The 17,786-nt window shown below is 32.5% G+C and carries 17 protein-coding genes; 9 read left to right on the forward strand and 8 right to left on the reverse strand.

Annotation, left to right across the window (positions count from 1 at the left end):
* Positions 1–80 precede the first annotated feature (80 nt).
* From BN863_RS01270 to tsaB, 7 genes are read left to right on the forward strand one after another with little or no spacing between them, the layout of a single operon-like run.
* Complete coding sequence (locus BN863_RS01270) at positions 81–782, forward strand: ABC transporter ATP-binding protein (protein ID WP_038526498.1); 702 nt, start codon at positions 81–83, stop codon at positions 780–782.
* Positions 775–2,019 (forward strand): ABC transporter permease, encoded by a 1,245-nt coding sequence (locus BN863_RS01275; RefSeq protein ID WP_038526501.1) that lies wholly within the window; start codon positions 775–777, stop codon positions 2,017–2,019. The genes BN863_RS01270 and BN863_RS01275 overlap by 8 nt, the downstream gene beginning before the upstream one ends.
* Before the next feature lies 1 nt (position 2,020).
* A complete protein-coding gene (locus BN863_RS01280) occupies positions 2,021–3,280 on the forward strand; it encodes an ABC transporter permease (RefSeq protein WP_038526504.1) in 1,260 nt (419 codons plus the stop codon).
* Between the two features lie 18 nt (positions 3,281–3,298).
* Positions 3,299–4,456 carry an efflux RND transporter periplasmic adaptor subunit gene (locus BN863_RS01285; protein ID WP_038526507.1) on the forward strand — a complete coding sequence of 386 codons (1,158 nt, stop codon included), beginning with the start codon at positions 3,299–3,301 and terminating at the stop codon, positions 4,454–4,456.
* Between the two features lie 51 nt (positions 4,457–4,507).
* Entirely contained in the window at positions 4,508–5,860 is a 1,353-nt protein-coding gene (locus BN863_RS01290; protein WP_084817442.1) for a TolC family protein, read from the forward strand.
* Between the two features lie 3 nt (positions 5,861–5,863).
* Positions 5,864–7,135, forward strand: coding sequence for an efflux RND transporter periplasmic adaptor subunit (locus BN863_RS01295; protein WP_038526512.1), 1,272 nt, complete (start codon positions 5,864–5,866; stop codon positions 7,133–7,135).
* A 16-nt stretch (positions 7,136–7,151) separates the two neighbouring features.
* Complete coding sequence (gene tsaB / locus BN863_RS01300; protein WP_038526515.1) at positions 7,152–7,826, forward strand: tRNA (adenosine(37)-N6)-threonylcarbamoyltransferase complex dimerization subunit type 1 TsaB; 675 nt, start codon at positions 7,152–7,154, stop codon at positions 7,824–7,826.
* Position 7,827: 1 nt separating this feature from the next.
* Here tsaB and BN863_RS01305 read toward each other — a convergent pair whose 3' ends face one another.
* Entirely contained in the window at positions 7,828–8,646 is an 819-nt protein-coding gene (locus tag BN863_RS01305; protein WP_038526518.1) for a mechanosensitive ion channel family protein, read from the reverse strand.
* A gap of 407 nt (positions 8,647–9,053) precedes the next feature.
* Positions 9,054–9,956 carry a NifU family protein gene (locus BN863_RS01310; RefSeq protein ID WP_038526520.1) on the reverse strand — a complete coding sequence of 301 codons (903 nt, stop codon included), beginning with the start codon at positions 9,954–9,956 and terminating at the stop codon, positions 9,054–9,056.
* Between the two features lie 292 nt (positions 9,957–10,248).
* Here BN863_RS01310 and BN863_RS01315 point away from each other — a divergent pair, with 292 nt between their 5' ends.
* On the forward strand, positions 10,249–11,250 hold the full coding sequence (locus BN863_RS01315) for a PorP/SprF family type IX secretion system membrane protein (RefSeq protein ID WP_038526523.1): 1,002 nt from the start codon (positions 10,249–10,251) through the stop codon (positions 11,248–11,250).
* 26 nt (positions 11,251–11,276) lie between these two features.
* Positions 11,277–11,807 carry a gamma carbonic anhydrase family protein gene (locus tag BN863_RS01320; RefSeq protein WP_038526526.1) on the forward strand — a complete coding sequence of 177 codons (531 nt, stop codon included), beginning with the start codon at positions 11,277–11,279 and terminating at the stop codon, positions 11,805–11,807.
* Positions 11,808–11,988: 181 nt separating this feature from the next.
* Here BN863_RS01320 and clpX read toward each other — a convergent pair whose 3' ends face one another.
* The 6 genes from clpX to BN863_RS01350 all read right to left on the reverse strand — a co-directional run bounded on the left by clpX (position 11,989) and on the right by BN863_RS01350 (position 17,779).
* The gene (gene clpX, locus BN863_RS01325; protein WP_038526529.1) at positions 11,989–13,221 is read right to left on the reverse strand and encodes an ATP-dependent Clp protease ATP-binding subunit ClpX; all 1,233 of its coding nucleotides are present in this window, start codon (positions 13,219–13,221) and stop codon (positions 11,989–11,991) included.
* A gap of 61 nt (positions 13,222–13,282) precedes the next feature.
* Positions 13,283–13,957: an ATP-dependent Clp endopeptidase proteolytic subunit ClpP gene (gene clpP, locus BN863_RS01330; RefSeq protein ID WP_038526533.1), complete on the reverse strand. Its 675-nt coding sequence runs from the start codon at positions 13,955–13,957 to the stop codon at positions 13,283–13,285.
* Between the two features lie 93 nt (positions 13,958–14,050).
* Positions 14,051–15,379, reverse strand: a complete 1,329-nt coding sequence (gene tig, locus BN863_RS01335) for a trigger factor (protein WP_038526536.1) — start codon at positions 15,377–15,379, stop codon at positions 14,051–14,053.
* A gap of 162 nt (positions 15,380–15,541) precedes the next feature.
* Complete coding sequence (locus BN863_RS01340; protein ID WP_038526539.1) at positions 15,542–15,889, reverse strand: phage holin family protein; 348 nt, start codon at positions 15,887–15,889, stop codon at positions 15,542–15,544.
* 26 nt (positions 15,890–15,915) lie between these two features.
* Complete coding sequence (locus BN863_RS17890) at positions 15,916–16,974, reverse strand: energy transducer TonB (protein ID WP_051774423.1); 1,059 nt, start codon at positions 16,972–16,974, stop codon at positions 15,916–15,918.
* A 40-nt stretch (positions 16,975–17,014) separates the two neighbouring features.
* A complete protein-coding gene (locus BN863_RS01350) occupies positions 17,015–17,779 on the reverse strand; it encodes an alpha/beta fold hydrolase (RefSeq protein ID WP_038526542.1) in 765 nt (254 codons plus the stop codon).
* Between the last annotated feature and the right edge of the window lie 7 nt (positions 17,780–17,786).

A 17,786-nucleotide genomic window follows, 5' to 3' on the forward strand; every position in this document is an offset into this window, starting at 1 on the left:
AATTATCACGTCTTCTTAGTAGCGCAACTATAAAAATTCTATGCTTTTTAGGTTGTGACAAAATCAGAAAACTAACCAATATGATTGAAATTAACGATTTACATAAGTCCTATCACATGGGGAGTAATAGTCTACATGTATTAAAAGGGATTGATTTTAGTGTTAAAGAAGGTGAACTCGTTTCAATTATGGGATCTTCTGGTTCTGGTAAATCTACTTTACTAAATATCTTAGGTATGCTCGACGAAGCAGATTCAGGGAGTTATACATTAGATGGTTTTCCTATTAAAAACTTAAACGAAAAAATAGCTGCTAATTACCGCAACAAATTTTTAGGATTCATTTTTCAGTCTTTTAATTTAATCAATTATAAATCGGCATTAGATAACGTGGCTTTACCGTTGTACTATCAAGGTATGAAACGTAGCGAACGTGTAGATCGTGCTGCGCATTATTTAGAAAAAGTAGGTTTAGCAAATTGGTCGCACCATTTACCAAGTGAAATGTCTGGAGGACAAAAACAACGTGTTGCTATTGCTAGAGCTTTAGCAAGTGATCCCAAAGTGCTTTTAGCCGATGAACCTACAGGAGCATTAGATACCAAAACATCTTACGAGGTAATGGACCTTATTCAAGGTATTAATGATGAGGGTAAAACCATTTTAATAGTAACTCACGAATCCGATATTGCACAAATGACAAAGCGTATTGTGAACTTAAAAGATGGTTTAATTATTAACGATACTGCTGTTGAACAAGTAAGAGCTATAGCGAATGTTTGATATTGAACGCTGGCAAGAAATTTTTGAAACCCTAAGAAAAAATAAATTAAGAACGTTTCTTACAGGACTTTCTGTGGCGTCTGGTATTTTTATTTTAGTTATTTTATTAGGCTTTAGTAAAGGTATTCAAAACGGAGTAACATCTCAGTTTGAGAGAGATGCATCCAATTTAATTAGTGTTAGAGCAGGTGTTACAACTAAAGATTATAAAGGGTTAAACCCAGGACGTCAGGTCCAGTTTAAAAACAATGATTTCGACATGTTATCAAGGAAATACGAACCTTATATCGAGCATAAATCATCGTTTTATACCATTTGGGGCGGCTTAGTCAATTATAAAAATGAATCTGGTAGCTATCGTATTCAAGGTATTCTTCCTGGCAATCAGTTTATAGAAAATGCCGATGTTAGTCAAGGACGTTTTATAAATCAAGCCGATGTTGAAGGCGCTAAAAAAGTAGCCGTTATTGGTAATCGTGTTAAGAAAGACTTATTTAAAGATGAAGATCCTATAAATAAAGATATTTCTATTTATGGAATTAGTTATAAGGTTGTAGGTGTCTTTTTTGATCCAGGAGGAGAACGCGACGAAAGTAAAGTCTTTTTGCCTTTAGCTTCTGCACAACGGGCTTTTAACGGAGCCGATACCATTAGAAATATGATGTTTACTATAAAAATGTCGGACGATTTTAATGTTGCTGCCAAAGAATCTGAAGCTTTAACAGAAGCTATCATATTAGATCTACAACAAAAACATATTGTATCTCCAGACGATACTAGTGCCATCCGTGCGTATAACACCATGGAAGAAGCAAAGAAAATTTATTCACTTATTGCAACCATTTCTGCAGTATTCTGGTTTGTAGGAATCGGAACTATAATTGCGGGTGTGGTAGGTGTAGGAAATATTATGCTTATTATCGTAAAAGAGCGTACTAAAGAAATAGGAATAAGAAAGGCATTGGGTGCTCAGCCCATGTCTATTGTAGGTATGATTCTTCAAGAATCTGTTTTCGTGACCATGTTCTCCGGTTTGTTCGGATTAATTCTCGGACTCGGTTTATTAGAAGGTGTTGGCCCTTTAATAGAAAGTGATTTTATAAAATATCCACAAGTAGATTTTAATACAGCTTTAACCACCGTTTTTATTTTGGTATTTGCAGGAGCTTTAGCAGGATTTATACCTGCTTATCGTGCGGCCCAAATTAAACCGATAATTGCTTTAAGAGACGAATAATATGTTTAGTAAAGACAGATGGGACGAAATATTAGAAGCGTTAAGTGCAAATAAGTTTAGAACTTTTTTGACTGCTTTTGGGGTGTTTTGGGGTATTGCAATTTTAGTCTTACTCTTAGCTTTAACTAATGGTCTAAAAAATGGTGTGACTGCCGATTTTGGAAACTTCGCAACAAACTCCATGTTTATATGGTCACAGCAAACCTCAATTTCGTATAAAGGGATGCCAAAAGGAAGAACGTTTAATTATAAGTTAGGAGATGTAGAAGCTTTAAAAGCACAAATACCAGAACTTAAATATGTGTCTCCTAGACTACAATTAGGTGGTTTTAATGGCGCAAATAATGTTACTCGAGGTACAAAAACAGGCGCATTTCAAGTAAATGGAGATTATCCAGAATATATAAAGCAAGAACCTATGGATATTACCAATGGTCGTTTTATTAGTTATTCAGATATTAATGTCAATAGAAAATCTTGTGTAATCGGTACCGATGTGGTTAAAGGTTTATACGATAAAGGTGAAAATCCATTAGGAACTTACATTAAAATTAACGGCGTAAACTTTATGGTGGTTGGTACTTTTAAACCAAGCAACTCAGACGGCGATCAAGAAGAAGAAGCAAATACTATTTTTGTTCCTTTTACATCTTTTGGTCAGGCTTTTAATAGTGGTGATAATGTAGGATGGATGGCACTTACTGGTGTAGACGGAAAAAGTATTACAGACATAAAACCAAAGATATTCGAGATTTTAAAATTAAGACATAAAATACATCCAGATGATGATCGTGCCATTGGTAATTTCGATTTATCTGAAGCTTTCGGACGCGTTAACGGCTTGTTTTCAATCTTAGGCTTTGTTGGGTATTTTGTTGGGTCTTTAGTATTAATGTCTGGAATTATTGGAATTAGTAATATCATGTTAATTGTAGTAAAAGAACGTACCAAAGAAATTGGTGTTCGTCGTGCATTAGGTGCTACACCTTGGACCATTAAATCTCAAATTTTACAAGAAAGTTTGTTGTTAACCATATGTTCAGGTATGGTTGGTATTTCTTTCGCAGCAGGTGTTATTTGGATTATGAATTACATTTTGGACAATAGTGGTCCGGTAGAGAATTTTGCAAACCCAAGTGTAAGCATGTCCGTAGTGTTTACAGCCTTAATTATATTAGTAGTATCTGGATTATTAGCAGGTTTAATACCAGCAAATAGTGCCACGAAAATGAAGCCTGTAGACGCATTAAGAATTGATTAAAAGAGAAAAGTTTAATATATGAAAAGATCATCAACCGTAATCGTATTAATCCTAATTGTAGTAGTATTTGCTATATCCTTATTTTATTTATGGAAAAAAAATCAGGAAGATCCAATCACTTACACTACAGATGTTCCTGTAGAACAAACTATAGTAATTAAAACTGTAGCGACAGGTAATATAGTACCTAAAGAAGAGGTGTTAATAAAACCAAATATTTCTGGTGTTATCGAAGAAATATATATTGAAGCTGGAGAATATGTAGAGTCAGGCGATTTAATTGCTAAAATTCGTGTAATACCAAATGTATCGTCGTTAACGAGTGCAAAAAATAGTATTGCGACAAACGAAACGGCTTTACAAACCGCTAAAATTAATTTACAAACTCAAGAGGCTAATTATCAAAGACAAAAAGCGTTGTATGAAAAAGGTGTAATATCAGAAAATGATTTCGATAGTATTGAAAACACTTATTTACAAACGAAGCAAGCAGTGTCTCAAGCCGAAATTAATGTAACCTCTGCGAAGCAAAATTTCGATATTATTAAAACCGGAACAACGTCTGGATTAGGAAATATTGCACAAACCTTAATTCGATCTACAGTTTCTGGAATGGTACTAGATGTACCTGTAAAAGCCGGAAATCAGGTTATTGAAGCGAATAACTTTAACGAAGGTACTTCTATTGCTTCTCTAGCAGATGTAAGTAAAATGATTTTTGAAGGGAAAGTAGATGAGAGTGAAGTAGGAAAAATTAAAGAAAATTTACCTTTAGAAATCTCTGTTGGAGCAATTGAAAATAAAACGTTCGATGCTATTTTAGATTATATCGCACCAAAAGGTGTAGAAGAAAATGGTGCCATACAGTTTGAGATTAAAGGAAGTTTAAAAAACATGGACGATACATTTATCCGTGCAGGTTTAAGTGCCAATGCGTCTATAATTTTAGACAAGGTTGAAAATGTATTAGCCATTAAAGAAGCGTTAGTGCAATACGATGATAAAACAAAATTACCTTTTGTAGAAGTTGAAAATGGAGATCAGGAATTCGTAAGAAAAGATGTCGAGTTAGGCATCAGTGATGGTATTTTTGTGCAAGTAAAGAGTGGTATTTCAAAAGACGATAAAATTAAAGTTTGGAATCAAATACAAGGAACTCCAAATTATGCACAATAAATTGACACTTAGTGTAACACTTTTAACTATTTTTAGACTGATAATGTAATTATGAAAAAAATAACCCTTTTAGGACTTTTCCTTTTTAGTGTAATGTTTACTTACGCTCAGGATAATAAGCAATGGACTCTTGAAGAATGTGTTAATTACGCACTAGAAAATAATATTTCTATTAAGCAATCGGAATTAGATACTGATTTAGCAGGAATCGATAAGTCTGATGCTGTAATGAATTTCTTGCCTACTGTAAATGCGAATGCTTCATATAATATTAATACAGGAGCTAACGTAAACCCAGCGACAAATCAATTCGAAAATCAGACGTTTAGATCGGCTAGTGGTGGTGTAAATTCTGGAGTAAATTTATTTTCTGGACTTCAAAACTGGAAAGCCTTACAACGTTCCAAAATAAACATTATAGCATCGCAGTATCAATTAGATAAGATGAAAGATGATATTTCTATTTTTGTAGCTAATGCCTTTGTTCAAATTTTATACAATAAAGAACAAATCAAGGTTTTAAATGCTCAGAATAAAATCACCAAAGAAAATCTAGAACGTACTAACGAATTGGTAGATGCAGGTGTTTTACCTAAAGGCGATGTGCTAGAAATAAAAGCTACCGATGCAACCCAAATTCAACAAATTATTGCTGCCGAAAATGATTTATTTATTTCAAAAATAGGATTGGCTCAATTATTAAAAATTGAAGATTACCAAACGTTCGATATTGCCGACGAAGATTATGGTTTATTTTCAGATGCTATATTAGAAGAAAATCCTTCAGCAATTATTGAAAAAGCTAAAGAAGAAGTCTACGATGTAAAAGTTGCAGAAACAAATTTAGAATTGGCTCAAAAAGATTTAGAATTATCAAGAACACAGTATTATCCTCAATTAACAGCATTTATGGGATATAGTACGCGTTGGTCTAGTACGAATTTAGATTTTATTACTGGTCAAGAAATGCCATTTATAGACCAACTTTATACGTTTGATGGTACGTCTATGGGGTTACAACTTAGTGTGCCTATTTTTAATGGATTATCGGTAAGAAATAATGTAAGACGTAATCAGGTAAATGTAGAGCGTTCTAAATATTTATTAGAGCAAGCAAATTTAGATTTAGAATCAGAGGTTTATCAAGCCTATAATGATGCTAAAAATGCTAAGAAATCATTTGAAGCTGCAACGCAAACTTCTGAAGCTAGAAAGTTAGCTTTCGAGTATGCCGAAGAACGTTATACTGTTGGATTAACTAATGCTTTCGATTTTAGTCAGGCGTCAATTAATTACGAGAATGCACAGTCGGAAGTGGTGAGAACCAAATATGAATATATTTTTAAAGTTAAAGTTTTAGAATTCTATTTCGGAATTCCAATAGATCAAATTAATTACAACTAAACCATGAAGAAAAAAAAGCTAATTCTTATTGTTTCAATTATTGTAGCACTTCTTGCGTTACTTGTTTTCGGAAAAAAAGCAGGTTGGTTTGGTAAGCAAACAAATTTTAAGCAAGTAGAAACTAAAGAACTTACAGTTCTAGATGTTATTGAAACAGTTTCTGCTACCGGTAAAATACAACCTGAGGTAGAGGTTAAGTTATCTAGTGAAGTTTCTGGAGAAATTATAGCATTACCAGTTCGTGAAGGCCAAGAAATACAAAAAGGTGATTTATTGGTTAAGATAAATCCAGATATTTATCAGTCAAGTTTAAACCGTTCTCAGGCGACATTGCAAAATGCAAAATCGGGATTAGATCAAGCAGATGCCTCATTAAAAGAAGCAAAAGCGAGTTACGAAAGAAATAAAACGTTATTCGAAAAAGGGATTATTTCTAAAGCAGATTGGGATAAAGCCATATCTGTTTACGAAGTGGCAGAAGCCTCTAAAGCCTCTGCATATTACAACGTTCAAAGTGCGGGAGCAACGGTAAACGAAGCAAACGATAATTTAAATAGAACCACTATTTTCGCTCCAATGAGTGGTACAATTTCTAAATTAGATGCCGAATTAGGAGAGCGTGTAGTAGGAACTCAGCAAATGGCTGGTACCGAAATTATGCGTGTTGCCAATTTAAACAATATGGAAGTTGAAGTTGATGTAAACGAAAATGATATTGTAAAAGTAAATATTGGAGATTCTACAATTGTTGAAGTCGATGCGTATTTAAAGAAGGAATTTAAAGGTATTGTTACTGAAATTGCAAATTCAGCAGATGAAGCTTTAACTTCAGATCAAGTGACAAATTTTAAAGTAAAAGTTAGAATTTTAGAAGAGTCGTATCAAGATTTAATTGAAGGAAAACCAAAATCGTATTCACCATTTCGTCCAGGAATGACAGCTACAGTAGATATTATTACTAAACAGCGTAAAGATATTATAGCTGTGCCTATTAGTGCTATTGTAATTAAAAACGATACAACAACGTCTACATCTACAACTCCAAAAGATGCTATTTCATCAGAAAAATTTGAATGTGTGTTTGTTAAAGATGGTGAGTTCGCTAAGTTACGTGTTGTTAAAACGGGAATTCAAGATAACTCGAATATTGAAATTATTTCAGGATTAGAAGAAGGAGAAGAAGTAATTATAGGACCTTATAATATGGTGACTAAAACGTTGAAAAGCGGTGATAAAGTTGGGTTAAAAGAAACCGATAGTAACATAGAAGAATAATTAAAAAGTATACATAGTGGCATTACTATTAAATATAGAAACAGCAACAACAAACTGCTCGGTCTCATTATCTAAGGATGGTGAGACTTTTGCTTTAAAAGAAGATAACGATAAAGGCTATTCGCATGCAGAAAGACTTCACGGTTATATTAAAGCGTTGTTAGAGGAAAATAATATTGATAAGTCTCAAATAGATGCAATTTCCATTAGTAAAGGTCCTGGGTCTTATACAGGTTTAAGAATTGGAGTTTCTACGGCTAAAGGCCTTTGTTTTGCTTTAAATAAACCGTTAATTGCTGTATCAACGCTAGAAGCATTGGCGCATCAAGTTCAGGCTTCAGAAGGTGTTATCGTATCTATGTTAGATGCGCGTAGAATGGAAGTGTATTCTGCCGTTTATGATGCAAATTATAAGGAAGTTCGTGAGATACAAGCAGAGATCCTAGACGAAGCGTCTTTTAAACCTTATTTAGAACAGGGGAAAGTGTATTTTGTGGGTAATGGTGTAGAAAAGACGAAAACAGTAATTACACATCCTAATGCTATTTTTGTAGATGGTAAATTGCCATCTGCAAGAGAGATGGGAGTTTTAGCAGAATTAAAGCACAAAAAAAGCGACACCGAAGATGTCGCTTATTTTGAACCTTATTATTTAAAAGATTTTGTGGCTTTAAAGCCTAAAGCTAAATAAATTATCCTTCTTTTTGTATCTCTACAGAATGTGGATAAGGTATTTCGATTCCAGCAGCATCAAGTGCTAATTTAATGGCTTCGGTGTTCTCAAAATGAACATCCCAATAATCTGCATTTTTAACCCAACCTCTTACAGCAAAGTTAACAGAACTGTCTGCTAATTCTGTAACAGCCACCATAGGTGCAGGATCTTTTAATACTTTAGGATTAGACGTTAATACGTTCATTAATACCTCTTTTGTTTTCTTAATATCATCATCGTAGCTTACACCTACAACCATATCTAAACGAATTTGGTCGTTAGCACTATAATTAATAATATTACTATTAGATAATGGTCCGTTAGGAACAATAACCTTACGGTTTTGAGGCGTTGCTAATTCGGTAGTGAATATTTTAATTTCTTTTACAGTTCCAGACTCACCACTTCCTGTGATGTAATCTCCAACTTTAAAAGGTTTAAATAATAAAATTAATACTCCTCCTGCAAAGTTAGCAAGCGATCCTTGTAAAGCTAAACCAATGGCTAAACCAGCAGCACCCAATACGGCAGCAAAAGATGTTGTAGGAATTCCTAAGGTTCCTAAAAGTGTAATGATTAAAAGAATTCTTAAAGACCAACTAATAAGATCAATTAAAAACTTTTGTAGACTTACTTCGTAGTCTCTTTTTTCCATTAATTTTTTTGAAGTCCTAACAATTTTTCTAATTGCCCAAGATCCAACAATCCAAACAACAATAGCACCAATAACTTTTAAACCATATTCGGTTCCAAAAGCTATGATTTGCTTTAAGTAGTAATCTAAATTTTCTTCCATAAATTATAGTAATTTTCTAATTTGTACAAATCTAAAAAAACGGTCGGATATCTATAGTTTTTAAAGTAAAAAAGAGTTGTAATTTGACAGATATGAATAAAAAACGCGAAAATTCTATTAGATTTTCGCGTTTTTTATAAGTTTAATTAACCTTAGAATGCATTTTAAATTTTCTCTTTAGCACCTGCATTCAACAATTAAACTTAGGATTTTATATAAACAGATTTTAAATTGTTTACGGTTTTATAAGCATTTGTAATGGTTATTTATATAGTATCATCCAAACTTTTATCATAATTAGGTAAGACTTCTATAGCTTTTAATTTAGATATAATTGTAGTTGTTTGATTAATTATAAACTACCATTTTTAACTTTTAAAAACACGATAATGAATTTTTAAAGCTGATTATCCGTTAATAGCTTCAACAAATTCTACTTTGTCTTTAAGCATTTCTTTTAACATATTTTCAATACCGTTTTTTAATGTAAACGTAGAGGATGGACAACCGCTGCAAGCCCCTTGAAGGATTACTTTTACGGTTTTCGTATCTGCATCGTACGATTGAAATTGTATGTTTCCACCATCGCTAGCAACAGCTGGTTTTACATATTCTTCCAAAATATTTATAATCTCTTTCGAAATATCGTCTAAGGCATCAAAAGATTCATCAATTTGAGGTGTTGTTTTTCCTAGTGCTTCAGGAGCTTCAGCGAGTACAACATCTTTACCTTGTTCTATGAAACTACGTATAAATTCACGTAATTCCATTGTAATATCTTGCCATTCGGCAACATCATACTTGGTAATAGATACGTAATTTTCATCGATAAATATGCTTTTCACAAAAGGAAAGTGGAATAATTCCGACGCTAATGGAGATAGTTTGGCTTCGTCTATAGATGTAAACTCAAACATAGCCGCTACTAATTTTTTATTAGCTACAAACTTTTGTACAGCTGGGTTTGGAGTGCTCTCTGCATATACTGTAACAGCAGTTTTCTTTGGAGCACTATCGTCTACCACGACAACTCCATCGTTATTTAAATAGTCTTTGATTTGTGTAGCAACTTCGTCTTGTACATCTTTCCATTCTACAATATTAAAGCGTTCTACAGCAATAAAGTTAGCAGAGATATATACTTTTTTTACAAAAGGTAAATAGAATAATTGTTGTGCTAATGGTGAGTTTTTAGCCTCGTCGATATTGTTAAATTCGAAACTTTGATATTTGGTAATGAATTGATTTAATTCAAATTTTATGATAGTTGGATTGGTAGTTTCTTGTACAGAAACACTAAATGTTTTCATTTTTAAAAAATTTTTACAAAATTAATAAAACAAAAGTTCAATTGTCTTGAAATAAGTTTTAATTTAAGCCCTATAAAATAATAATATATTAAGAATAACTAAATTTATAGGTTGTTTAAATCGAGTAACTTGATAACAAAGTAAATTAAACCATACAATAGTATATTGTATTTTAGTTAGTCGTAAAATATACATAAACTTTAAGCGTTTTTCTTAATATATTAAACATGTTTAACTCCCTAGCAAATAACGTGTAATACACTTTTTAACTAATAGCAAACTAATTATTAATATGAATTTTAGAACGTTTAGGTTCATTCTCTTCTTTTTATTTATTTCTCCCTTTTGTGAAGCTCAAGAAGGTTTACCTATCTATAGCGATTACCTTACCGATAATTATTATTTAATACACCCATCTATGGCTGGTGTGGCACATTGTGCAAAACTGCGGATTACCGCAAGACAACAATGGCTAGATCAAGATGAGGCTCCACAATTATTAACTGCTAGTGTGAATAGTAGGATAGGGGATTCTCCTTCTGCAATTGGAGGAATTTTATATACAGACAAAAATGGGTATCATTCACAATCTGGAGGCTACGTAACTTATGCACACCATTTAATGTTTTCAAGAAATGAAATTGATTTGAATATGTTATCCTTTGGATTAAGTGCTGGTTTTATTCAATACAGATTAGACGAATCTTCGTTTTTAGATGGTCAATATGACCCGATAATCTCTGGTATTAATCAAAGTTCTGCAAATTTTAATATTGATTTTGGAATGTCTTATCATTTTATAAACACCTATGTACACGCTACAGTAAAGAATCTATTAAAAAATGAGGGTGTAAATAATGATATCGAAATTACAAACAACTTAAGGCGCTATTTATTCTCTGTTGGACATGTATTTAATACAAGTCGTAAAGAATTAACCTTTGAGCCTTCTATATTGGCACAATACGAGGAAGGAACAAATGAAACTACCCTCGATTTTAATCTTAAACTATATCAAGATTTTGAGAAAGCTAAAATGTATTTTGGTATTTCTTATAGACGAAGCTTAGATGGTGCAATAGATTTTAATGGAGACGAGATAAAAGGTCAGAAACTTCAATATATAACTCCTTTAGTTGGAATCTCATACAAGCAGTTTGTTTTTGCATATACCTACAGTTATCAGACAAATTCTATAGTGTTTAGTAACGGTGGTTTTCATCAGTTTACTATAGGATATAATTTTAATTGTAGAAAAGAGAAATACCATTGTGATTGTCCTTCGGTTAACTAACTTTGTGAGTAAACACTAAAAATTTCATTATGATTATAAAAGCTGTAAGAGGAAATTCACCACAAATTCCAGACGATTGTTTTGTTGCAGAAAATGCAACTATTGTAGGAGAAGTAAGTATGGGTAAGGAATGTAGTATTTGGTATAATGCAGTTCTAAGAGGCGATGTTCATTTTATAAAAATGGGTGATAAGGTAAACGTTCAAGATGGAGCAGTAATTCATGCTACGTACCAAAAATCGCCTACAACCATAGGCAATAATGTCTCTATTGGTCATAATGCTTTAGTGCATGGATGTACCATTCACGACAATGTTTTAATAGGAATGGGAAGTATTGTAATGGACGATTGTATTATTGAAAGTAATTCTATTATTGCTGCAGGTGCTGTGGTTACTAAGAATACAATTGTTAAGTCTGGAAGTATTTATGCGGGTGTTCCTGCTAAGAAAGTTAAAGATATTAGTGAAGAATTAATTTCTGGTGAAATACATAGAATAGCAGATAATTATGTGAAATATTCTAGTTGGTTTAAAGAAGATGAAGTTAATCGTTGAATCTTACACCTTTAACTAAAATTAGAACTTATTCTTTTTTAATTCTAAGATTCACTATACATTTACACTGCTATTAATTTGAATCTATTTAGACTCAGTATGTTGCATGTTTATTATGGCAACCAAAATAAAAAACCACTCATTTGAGTGGTTTTTTGTTTTATAAAGGGTTTTGAAACGTTTAAGAAACGGCCTTTAATTTTTTAATTGTTGTTTTGTTCAATTTATCCTCTGTGTACGCTTTTGTAACACGTAGTTCCTTCTCATTACTACCAGGAAGTTCGAACATGGCATCGGTTAATACTTCTTCGCATAACGAACGTAATCCACGAGCTCCCAATTTATATTCTATTGCTTTTTCAACAATAAAATCTAAAGCACCATCGGTAATATGAAATTCAATGTCATCCATTTCAAATAACTTTTCATATTGCTTGATAATGGCATTTTTAGGTTCTGTAAGAATTGCTCTTAATGTTTTAGCATCTAACGGATCCATATACGTTAATACTGGTAATCGCCCAATAATTTCAGGGATTAATCCGAAGTCTTTTAAATCCTTTGGAATAATATATTGCAACAAGTGGTTCTGATCGATAATATCGTCAGACTTAGAAGCACTATACCCTACAGCTTGCATGTTTAAACGCTTAGAAATATTACGTTCTATACCATCGAAAGCTCCACCTGCAATAAACAAGATGTTTTCCGTATTCACCTCGATAAACTTCTGATCTGGATGCTTACGACCTCCTTTTGGTGGCACGTTTACAGTGGTTCCTTCTAAAAGCTTCAATAAAGCTTGTTGCACACCTTCTCCAGAGACATCTCTTGTTATTGAAGGGTTATCGCTTTTACGAGCAATTTTATCAATCTCATCTATAAAAACAATACCTTTTTCAGCTTTTTCTAAACTGTAATCTGCAGCTTGTAATAAACGTGTTAAGATACTTTCTACATCTTCACCAACATAACCAGCTTCTGTTAATACTGTAGCATCAACAATAGCTAAAGGCACATTTAACATCTTGGCAATGGTTTTAGCCATTAATGTTTTTCCGGTACCTGTTTGTCCAACCATCATGATGTTACTTTTCTGAATCTCGATATCATCTTTAGATGGAGATTGTAACAAACGTTTGTAATGGTTATATACAGCGACAGACATTACTTTTTTAGTCATATCCTGACCAATAATGTACTCGTCTAAAAATTCTTTAATTTGAAGTGGTTTACGCAACATTAATTCGGCCGATAATTCACTATTATCTGTTTGTTTAGATTCTTCTAAAACAATACCGTGTGCTTGTTCGATACAACGATCGCATATATGCGCATCTAAACCTGCTATTAATAAACTAGTCTCAGGTTTTTTTCTTCCACAAAACGAACATTCTAATTCTTCCTTTGCCATAAATCTTTTTAAATTTCACTTTATAAATAATAACGAGCTGTTATTATTTTGTTGAATTATATTAGCTTCTCACTAATATTTCATCAATCATACCGTATTCTTTAGCTTTATCTGCTTTCATCCAGTAATCACGATCACTATCTGCATATACTTTGTCGTAATCTTGACCAGAATGCTTACTAATAATCTTGTATAATTCTTCTTTCAAAATTAAAATCTCACGAGCAGTAATCTCAATATCACTAGCTTGTCCTTGCGCACCACCTAAAGGTTGGTGAATCATAACACGAGAATGTGTTAAACCACTACGTTTACCTTCTGCTCCAGCACATAATAATACAGCACCCATAGACGCAGCCATACCAGTACAAATTGTTGCTACATCTGGCTTAATAAATTGCATGGTATCGTAAATACCTAATCCTGCATATACGCTTCCTCCAGGAGAGTTAATGTAAATTTGGATGTCTTTATTAGCATCTGTACTTTCTAAGAATAATAATTGTGCTTGGATAATGTTAGCAACTTGGTCGTTAATTCCAGTACCCATAAATATAATTCTGTCCATCATTAAACGTGAAAACACGTCCATAGCAACAGCATTCATTTGGCGCTCTTCAATAATATTCGGGGTTAAATTAGTTGGGTACATACTACCAATAATTTGGTTGTAATAAGTACTACTAATACCTTGATCTTTTATAGCGAATTTTTCGAATTCTTTTCCGTAATTCATAATGTTCTTTTAGATTAAATAATGAATAAAATAGGCGTTGAATAAAACCTATTCAACGCCTAAATATAATGATTATTCTTTAAAACAGTTGACTTATTTGTCTCCGTAAACCTCTTTAACAAAGTTTTCGTAAGTCACTTCTTTTACTTTTAAATTTGCTTTTTCTTTGTAAACTTCTAATAGTCTCTGACTAACAATTTGCTCAGAAATACGACGCGCTTCTTCTTGGTTTCCAAGTACACGTGCAGCGATACCTTCTAACTCTTCATCTGAAGGATTCATTTGACCAAATTGAGCCATTTGAGCTTTAATCATGGTTTTTGCATGATCTTTAATATCATCCATAGTAATTTGGATGTTGTTACCTGTAATTAATTTTCCTTCAATTAATTGGTAACGCATACTTTTTTCAGACTTTTCAAATTCTTCTTTAGCTGCTGCATCATCAAGAGGTGTTTCTCCAGCTGCTTGAATCCATTTTTGTAAAAATTCTGCAGGTAAATCGAATTTAGTGTTCTCTACTAAGTATTCAGTTACATCGTTTAAAAGTTTTTGATCTGCTTGTTGCACGAATTGCTTTTCAGCATCTTCTTTAATCTTGTCTTTTAAATCTGTTACAGATTTTACAGAACCATCGGCAAATAATTTATCGAATAATTCTTGATCTAAATCTGCAGCTTCACGTTTATTGATTTCAGAGATTGTAAATGTTACTTCAATTTCTAAACCATGAGCATCATCATGAGATACTTTTAAAGCATTCATTAAATCATGATCGTCTGCGTAAAGACCTTTAGTTTTAAGCGTGATAACATCACCAACTTTAGATCCTATAAATTTCTTTGGATTTGCTTTTCCTTTAAGTTTATCTAAAGTTAAAGTTACAGTGTTTTCAATTTCCTTTTCTTCGTTTTTGTAAGTTCCAGTAATTTCACTGTCTTCTTCAACAACATCTTGAGGGATTAATTTTCCGTATTGTTTTTTGATATTCTCAATTTGCTCGTCGATTAATTTATCGTCTGCAACAATATTATATTGAGTAATGGCGTCTTTACCTTTTAATTCTACATCGAATTCTGGAGTTAAACCTAATTCGAATTCAAAAGTAAATGCTTCAGAATCCCAATCGATTCCTTCTTGAGCCTTAGGAAGTGGTTGTCCTAAAACATCTAACTTTTCTTCAGTTAAATATTTGTTTAAAGCTTCTTGTAATAATTTATTTACTTCGTCTACTAATACGGCTTTACCATACTGCTTTTTAACCATTCCCATTGGTACATGACCTTTTCTAAATCCAGGAATGTTAGCTGTTTTGCGGTAATCTGTTAAGATTTTATCTACTTTATCGCTATAATCTTCTTTAGTGATATCTACTTTTACTACAGCATTTAATGCATCAATGTTCTCTCTTGTAATATTCATTTTAAATGATATAAAACCCAGCTTGGGCATTTAACATAAGATTCTGTATTGATTAAACTCTTAATTAGTACAGATTCTCCTTGATTTTTTTAATTAAAAACGGGCTGCAAAAATAAAACATTTTTACAACCCTACAAAGTTTTTAACGTCTTGTCTTTCAGACTATTTTTTATCTTCTTTTACAATACTAAATATTATAGATTGAAGTATGGTTAACAGAATACTAAAGAGTATACCCGACCATATAGAATCTACGTGAAAACCACCAACGAAATAACCTGCTAATAAGATAATTAATCCGTTAATTACAAATAGAAATAACCCGAAAGTAATAATAGTAATGGGGAATGTTAATATTTGTAAAATTGGTTTTACTAGCACGTTTAAAACGGCTAAAACTAATGCGACAATAATAGCGGTAATGTAATCGTCTACATGTATACCTGATAAAAATCGACCTAAAAGCATGACGATTAAAGCTGTTAATAGGAATTTTATAACTTGATTCATACTCAGTATTTTAAGATATATTAATATTATATTTTGAAAACTATTGGTAATGTATACGGCACTTTTACAGGCTTTCCATAAACATAACCTGGTGTCATTTTTGGTAATAATGCTAATACACGAATCGCTTCAGCTTCAAAAGCTTTATGTTCTGCTCGAGACCGGATATCTATAACTCTACCTGTTTCATCGACCTTAAAAATAACATAAATTTTCTGTGCGCCTTTTAAATTAGTATCTCCTGCAAAAGTGGTATTAAATTTATCAGCTACAAATTTAGAAATTTCTACAGACATACATTTTCTCCTAGCCATATTCCCTAATTCAGTTTCGCAACCAGGATACACAGGCACTTTTTCTAATACGCCATCAGGGATGTTAGTGATAATTACGTCGGCATTTTTTGAGGTGTTTTTAAGCACCCCTTTTTTATATTTTAATTTTTGAATACTCTTCCCTACAGCATCAAACCTTAACTCCTCTCCGTTTTTCAAATCTAAATCAGTAGTCCCTTCAATTTGAACCGTTCCGTCTGTATAATACTGTTTATAGATGCCTTGTTTATAATTATTGGTATAATTAACTTCCCACTCTAATTCGGTAGTAGGGTAATAATGTTTCCATACTCCTTCTATATTTCCTTGATCTAACATACATTCAACCTTAATATTACCATTAGCATAATACTCTTTATAAGGTCCTTTTCTTGTTAGATACTTTTTTTCATTAACATATTTTAATTTGTATTCTCGCTGAACACTTCCGTCGCTAAAAAACTCCTTTTCTATATAACTACCGTATTCTTTAGGGTCAGTTTTAGTTTCACTTTTTAAAACACCTGCTAAGGTATATGTTCGACTGAATCCAGACCAACCTCCATTAGGTAGAAAGACATCCTCTTTTTCGAGTTGACCATTATCGTAATAATACTGCCATCGCCCTATCTTCTCATCTGATTTATAAGTGCCTTCAGTTTTTAAAGTTCCATTTTTATAATACTCTTTAAAAGGACCATCTTCATGCTTGTTTTGAGCAAAAATATTTATGGCAAACAAAACAAACAGATACAGTACAATATGTTTCATTTAGAGGTAGTTAAAATTTAGTTCTAGTAAAGATAAACTTCTATTTTATAAAACGGATAACAGCTTGAAAAAAATCTTCAGGGTTTTCGGCATGTAACCAATGACCAGCATTTTTTATAGTTGTAATTTGTGCATTAGGAAAATGGGCTTTAATAATATTTTCGTCTTGTAACGCAATATATTCAGATTTGTCTCCGCGTAAGAATAAAGTGTCACCATTAAATTCGGCATGTATTGGTAAAGCTTCGCCAACTTCAGAAACATTTTCGGTTAATGCAGATAAATTAATACGTAAACCTAATTGCCCTTTTTCTACCCAATATAAATTTTTAAGTAAAAACTGACGGGTTCCAAAATCGGTTACATATCGAGATAATTCTTTATCTGCTGCACCTCTTGTTTTTAATTCTGAAAAATCTAGAGCACCAAGGCCGTTTAAAATAGCATCGTGGTGTACTGGATAAAATCGTGGTGAAATATCGGCTACTAAAAGTTTTGATACATATTCTGGATATTTAGTAGCAAACAGCATAGCGGTTTTTCCTCCCATAGAGTGTCCTAAAAGTACAATATCTGTAAGGTTGTTATGGTCGCAATACGATTTTAAATCTTCAACTAAAACCTCGTAACTAAAATCTTCGCTATGAAAACTCCTTCCGTGATTACGTTGGTCTACAAGGTGAACTTGGTAGTTTTGTTCGCTAAATTTAGCGCCTAAAGTTTTCCAATTATCGCTCATGCCTAAAAACCCATGAAGAATAATAAATGGTGTGCCTTCGCCTAATATATTAGAATGTAATTGCATCGCTTTT

Source organism: Formosa agariphila KMM 3901, assembly GCF_000723205.1.
Taxonomy (GTDB): Bacteria; Bacteroidota; Bacteroidia; order Flavobacteriales; family Flavobacteriaceae; genus Formosa; species Formosa agariphila.

What these genes read in the sequence shown, in the direction of transcription:
- BN863_RS01270 (WP_038526498.1), top strand. Translation starts at nt 81, where the DNA reads ATGATTGAAATTAACGATTTACATAAGTCCTATCACATGGGGAGTAAT.
- BN863_RS01275 (WP_038526501.1), top strand. Translation starts at nt 775, where the DNA reads ATGTTTGATATTGAACGCTGGCAAGAAATTTTTGAAACCCTAAGAAAA.
- BN863_RS01280 (WP_038526504.1), top strand. Translation starts at nt 2,021, where the DNA reads ATGTTTAGTAAAGACAGATGGGACGAAATATTAGAAGCGTTAAGTGCA.
- BN863_RS01285 (WP_038526507.1), top strand. Translation starts at nt 3,299, where the DNA reads ATGAAAAGATCATCAACCGTAATCGTATTAATCCTAATTGTAGTAGTA.
- BN863_RS01290 (WP_084817442.1), top strand. Translation starts at nt 4,508, where the DNA reads ATGAAAAAAATAACCCTTTTAGGACTTTTCCTTTTTAGTGTAATGTTT.
- BN863_RS01295 (WP_038526512.1), top strand. Translation starts at nt 5,864, where the DNA reads ATGAAGAAAAAAAAGCTAATTCTTATTGTTTCAATTATTGTAGCACTT.
- BN863_RS01305 (WP_038526518.1), bottom strand. Translation starts at nt 8,646, where the DNA reads ATGGAAGAAAATTTAGATTACTACTTAAAGCAAATCATAGCTTTTGGA.
- BN863_RS01310 (WP_038526520.1), bottom strand. Translation starts at nt 9,956, where the DNA reads ATGAAAACATTTAGTGTTTCTGTACAAGAAACTACCAATCCAACTATC.
- BN863_RS01315 (WP_038526523.1), top strand. Translation starts at nt 10,249, where the DNA reads ATGAATTTTAGAACGTTTAGGTTCATTCTCTTCTTTTTATTTATTTCT.
- clpX (WP_038526529.1), bottom strand. Translation starts at nt 13,221, where the DNA reads ATGGCAAAGGAAGAATTAGAATGTTCGTTTTGTGGAAGAAAAAAACCT.
- clpP (WP_038526533.1), bottom strand. Translation starts at nt 13,957, where the DNA reads ATGAATTACGGAAAAGAATTCGAAAAATTCGCTATAAAAGATCAAGGT.
- tig (WP_038526536.1), bottom strand. Translation starts at nt 15,379, where the DNA reads ATGAATATTACAAGAGAGAACATTGATGCATTAAATGCTGTAGTAAAA.
- BN863_RS01340 (WP_038526539.1), bottom strand. Translation starts at nt 15,889, where the DNA reads ATGAATCAAGTTATAAAATTCCTATTAACAGCTTTAATCGTCATGCTT.
- BN863_RS17890 (WP_051774423.1), bottom strand. Translation starts at nt 16,974, where the DNA reads ATGAAACATATTGTACTGTATCTGTTTGTTTTGTTTGCCATAAATATT.
- BN863_RS01350 (WP_038526542.1), bottom strand. Translation starts at nt 17,779, where the DNA reads ATGCAATTACATTCTAATATATTAGGCGAAGGCACACCATTTATTATT.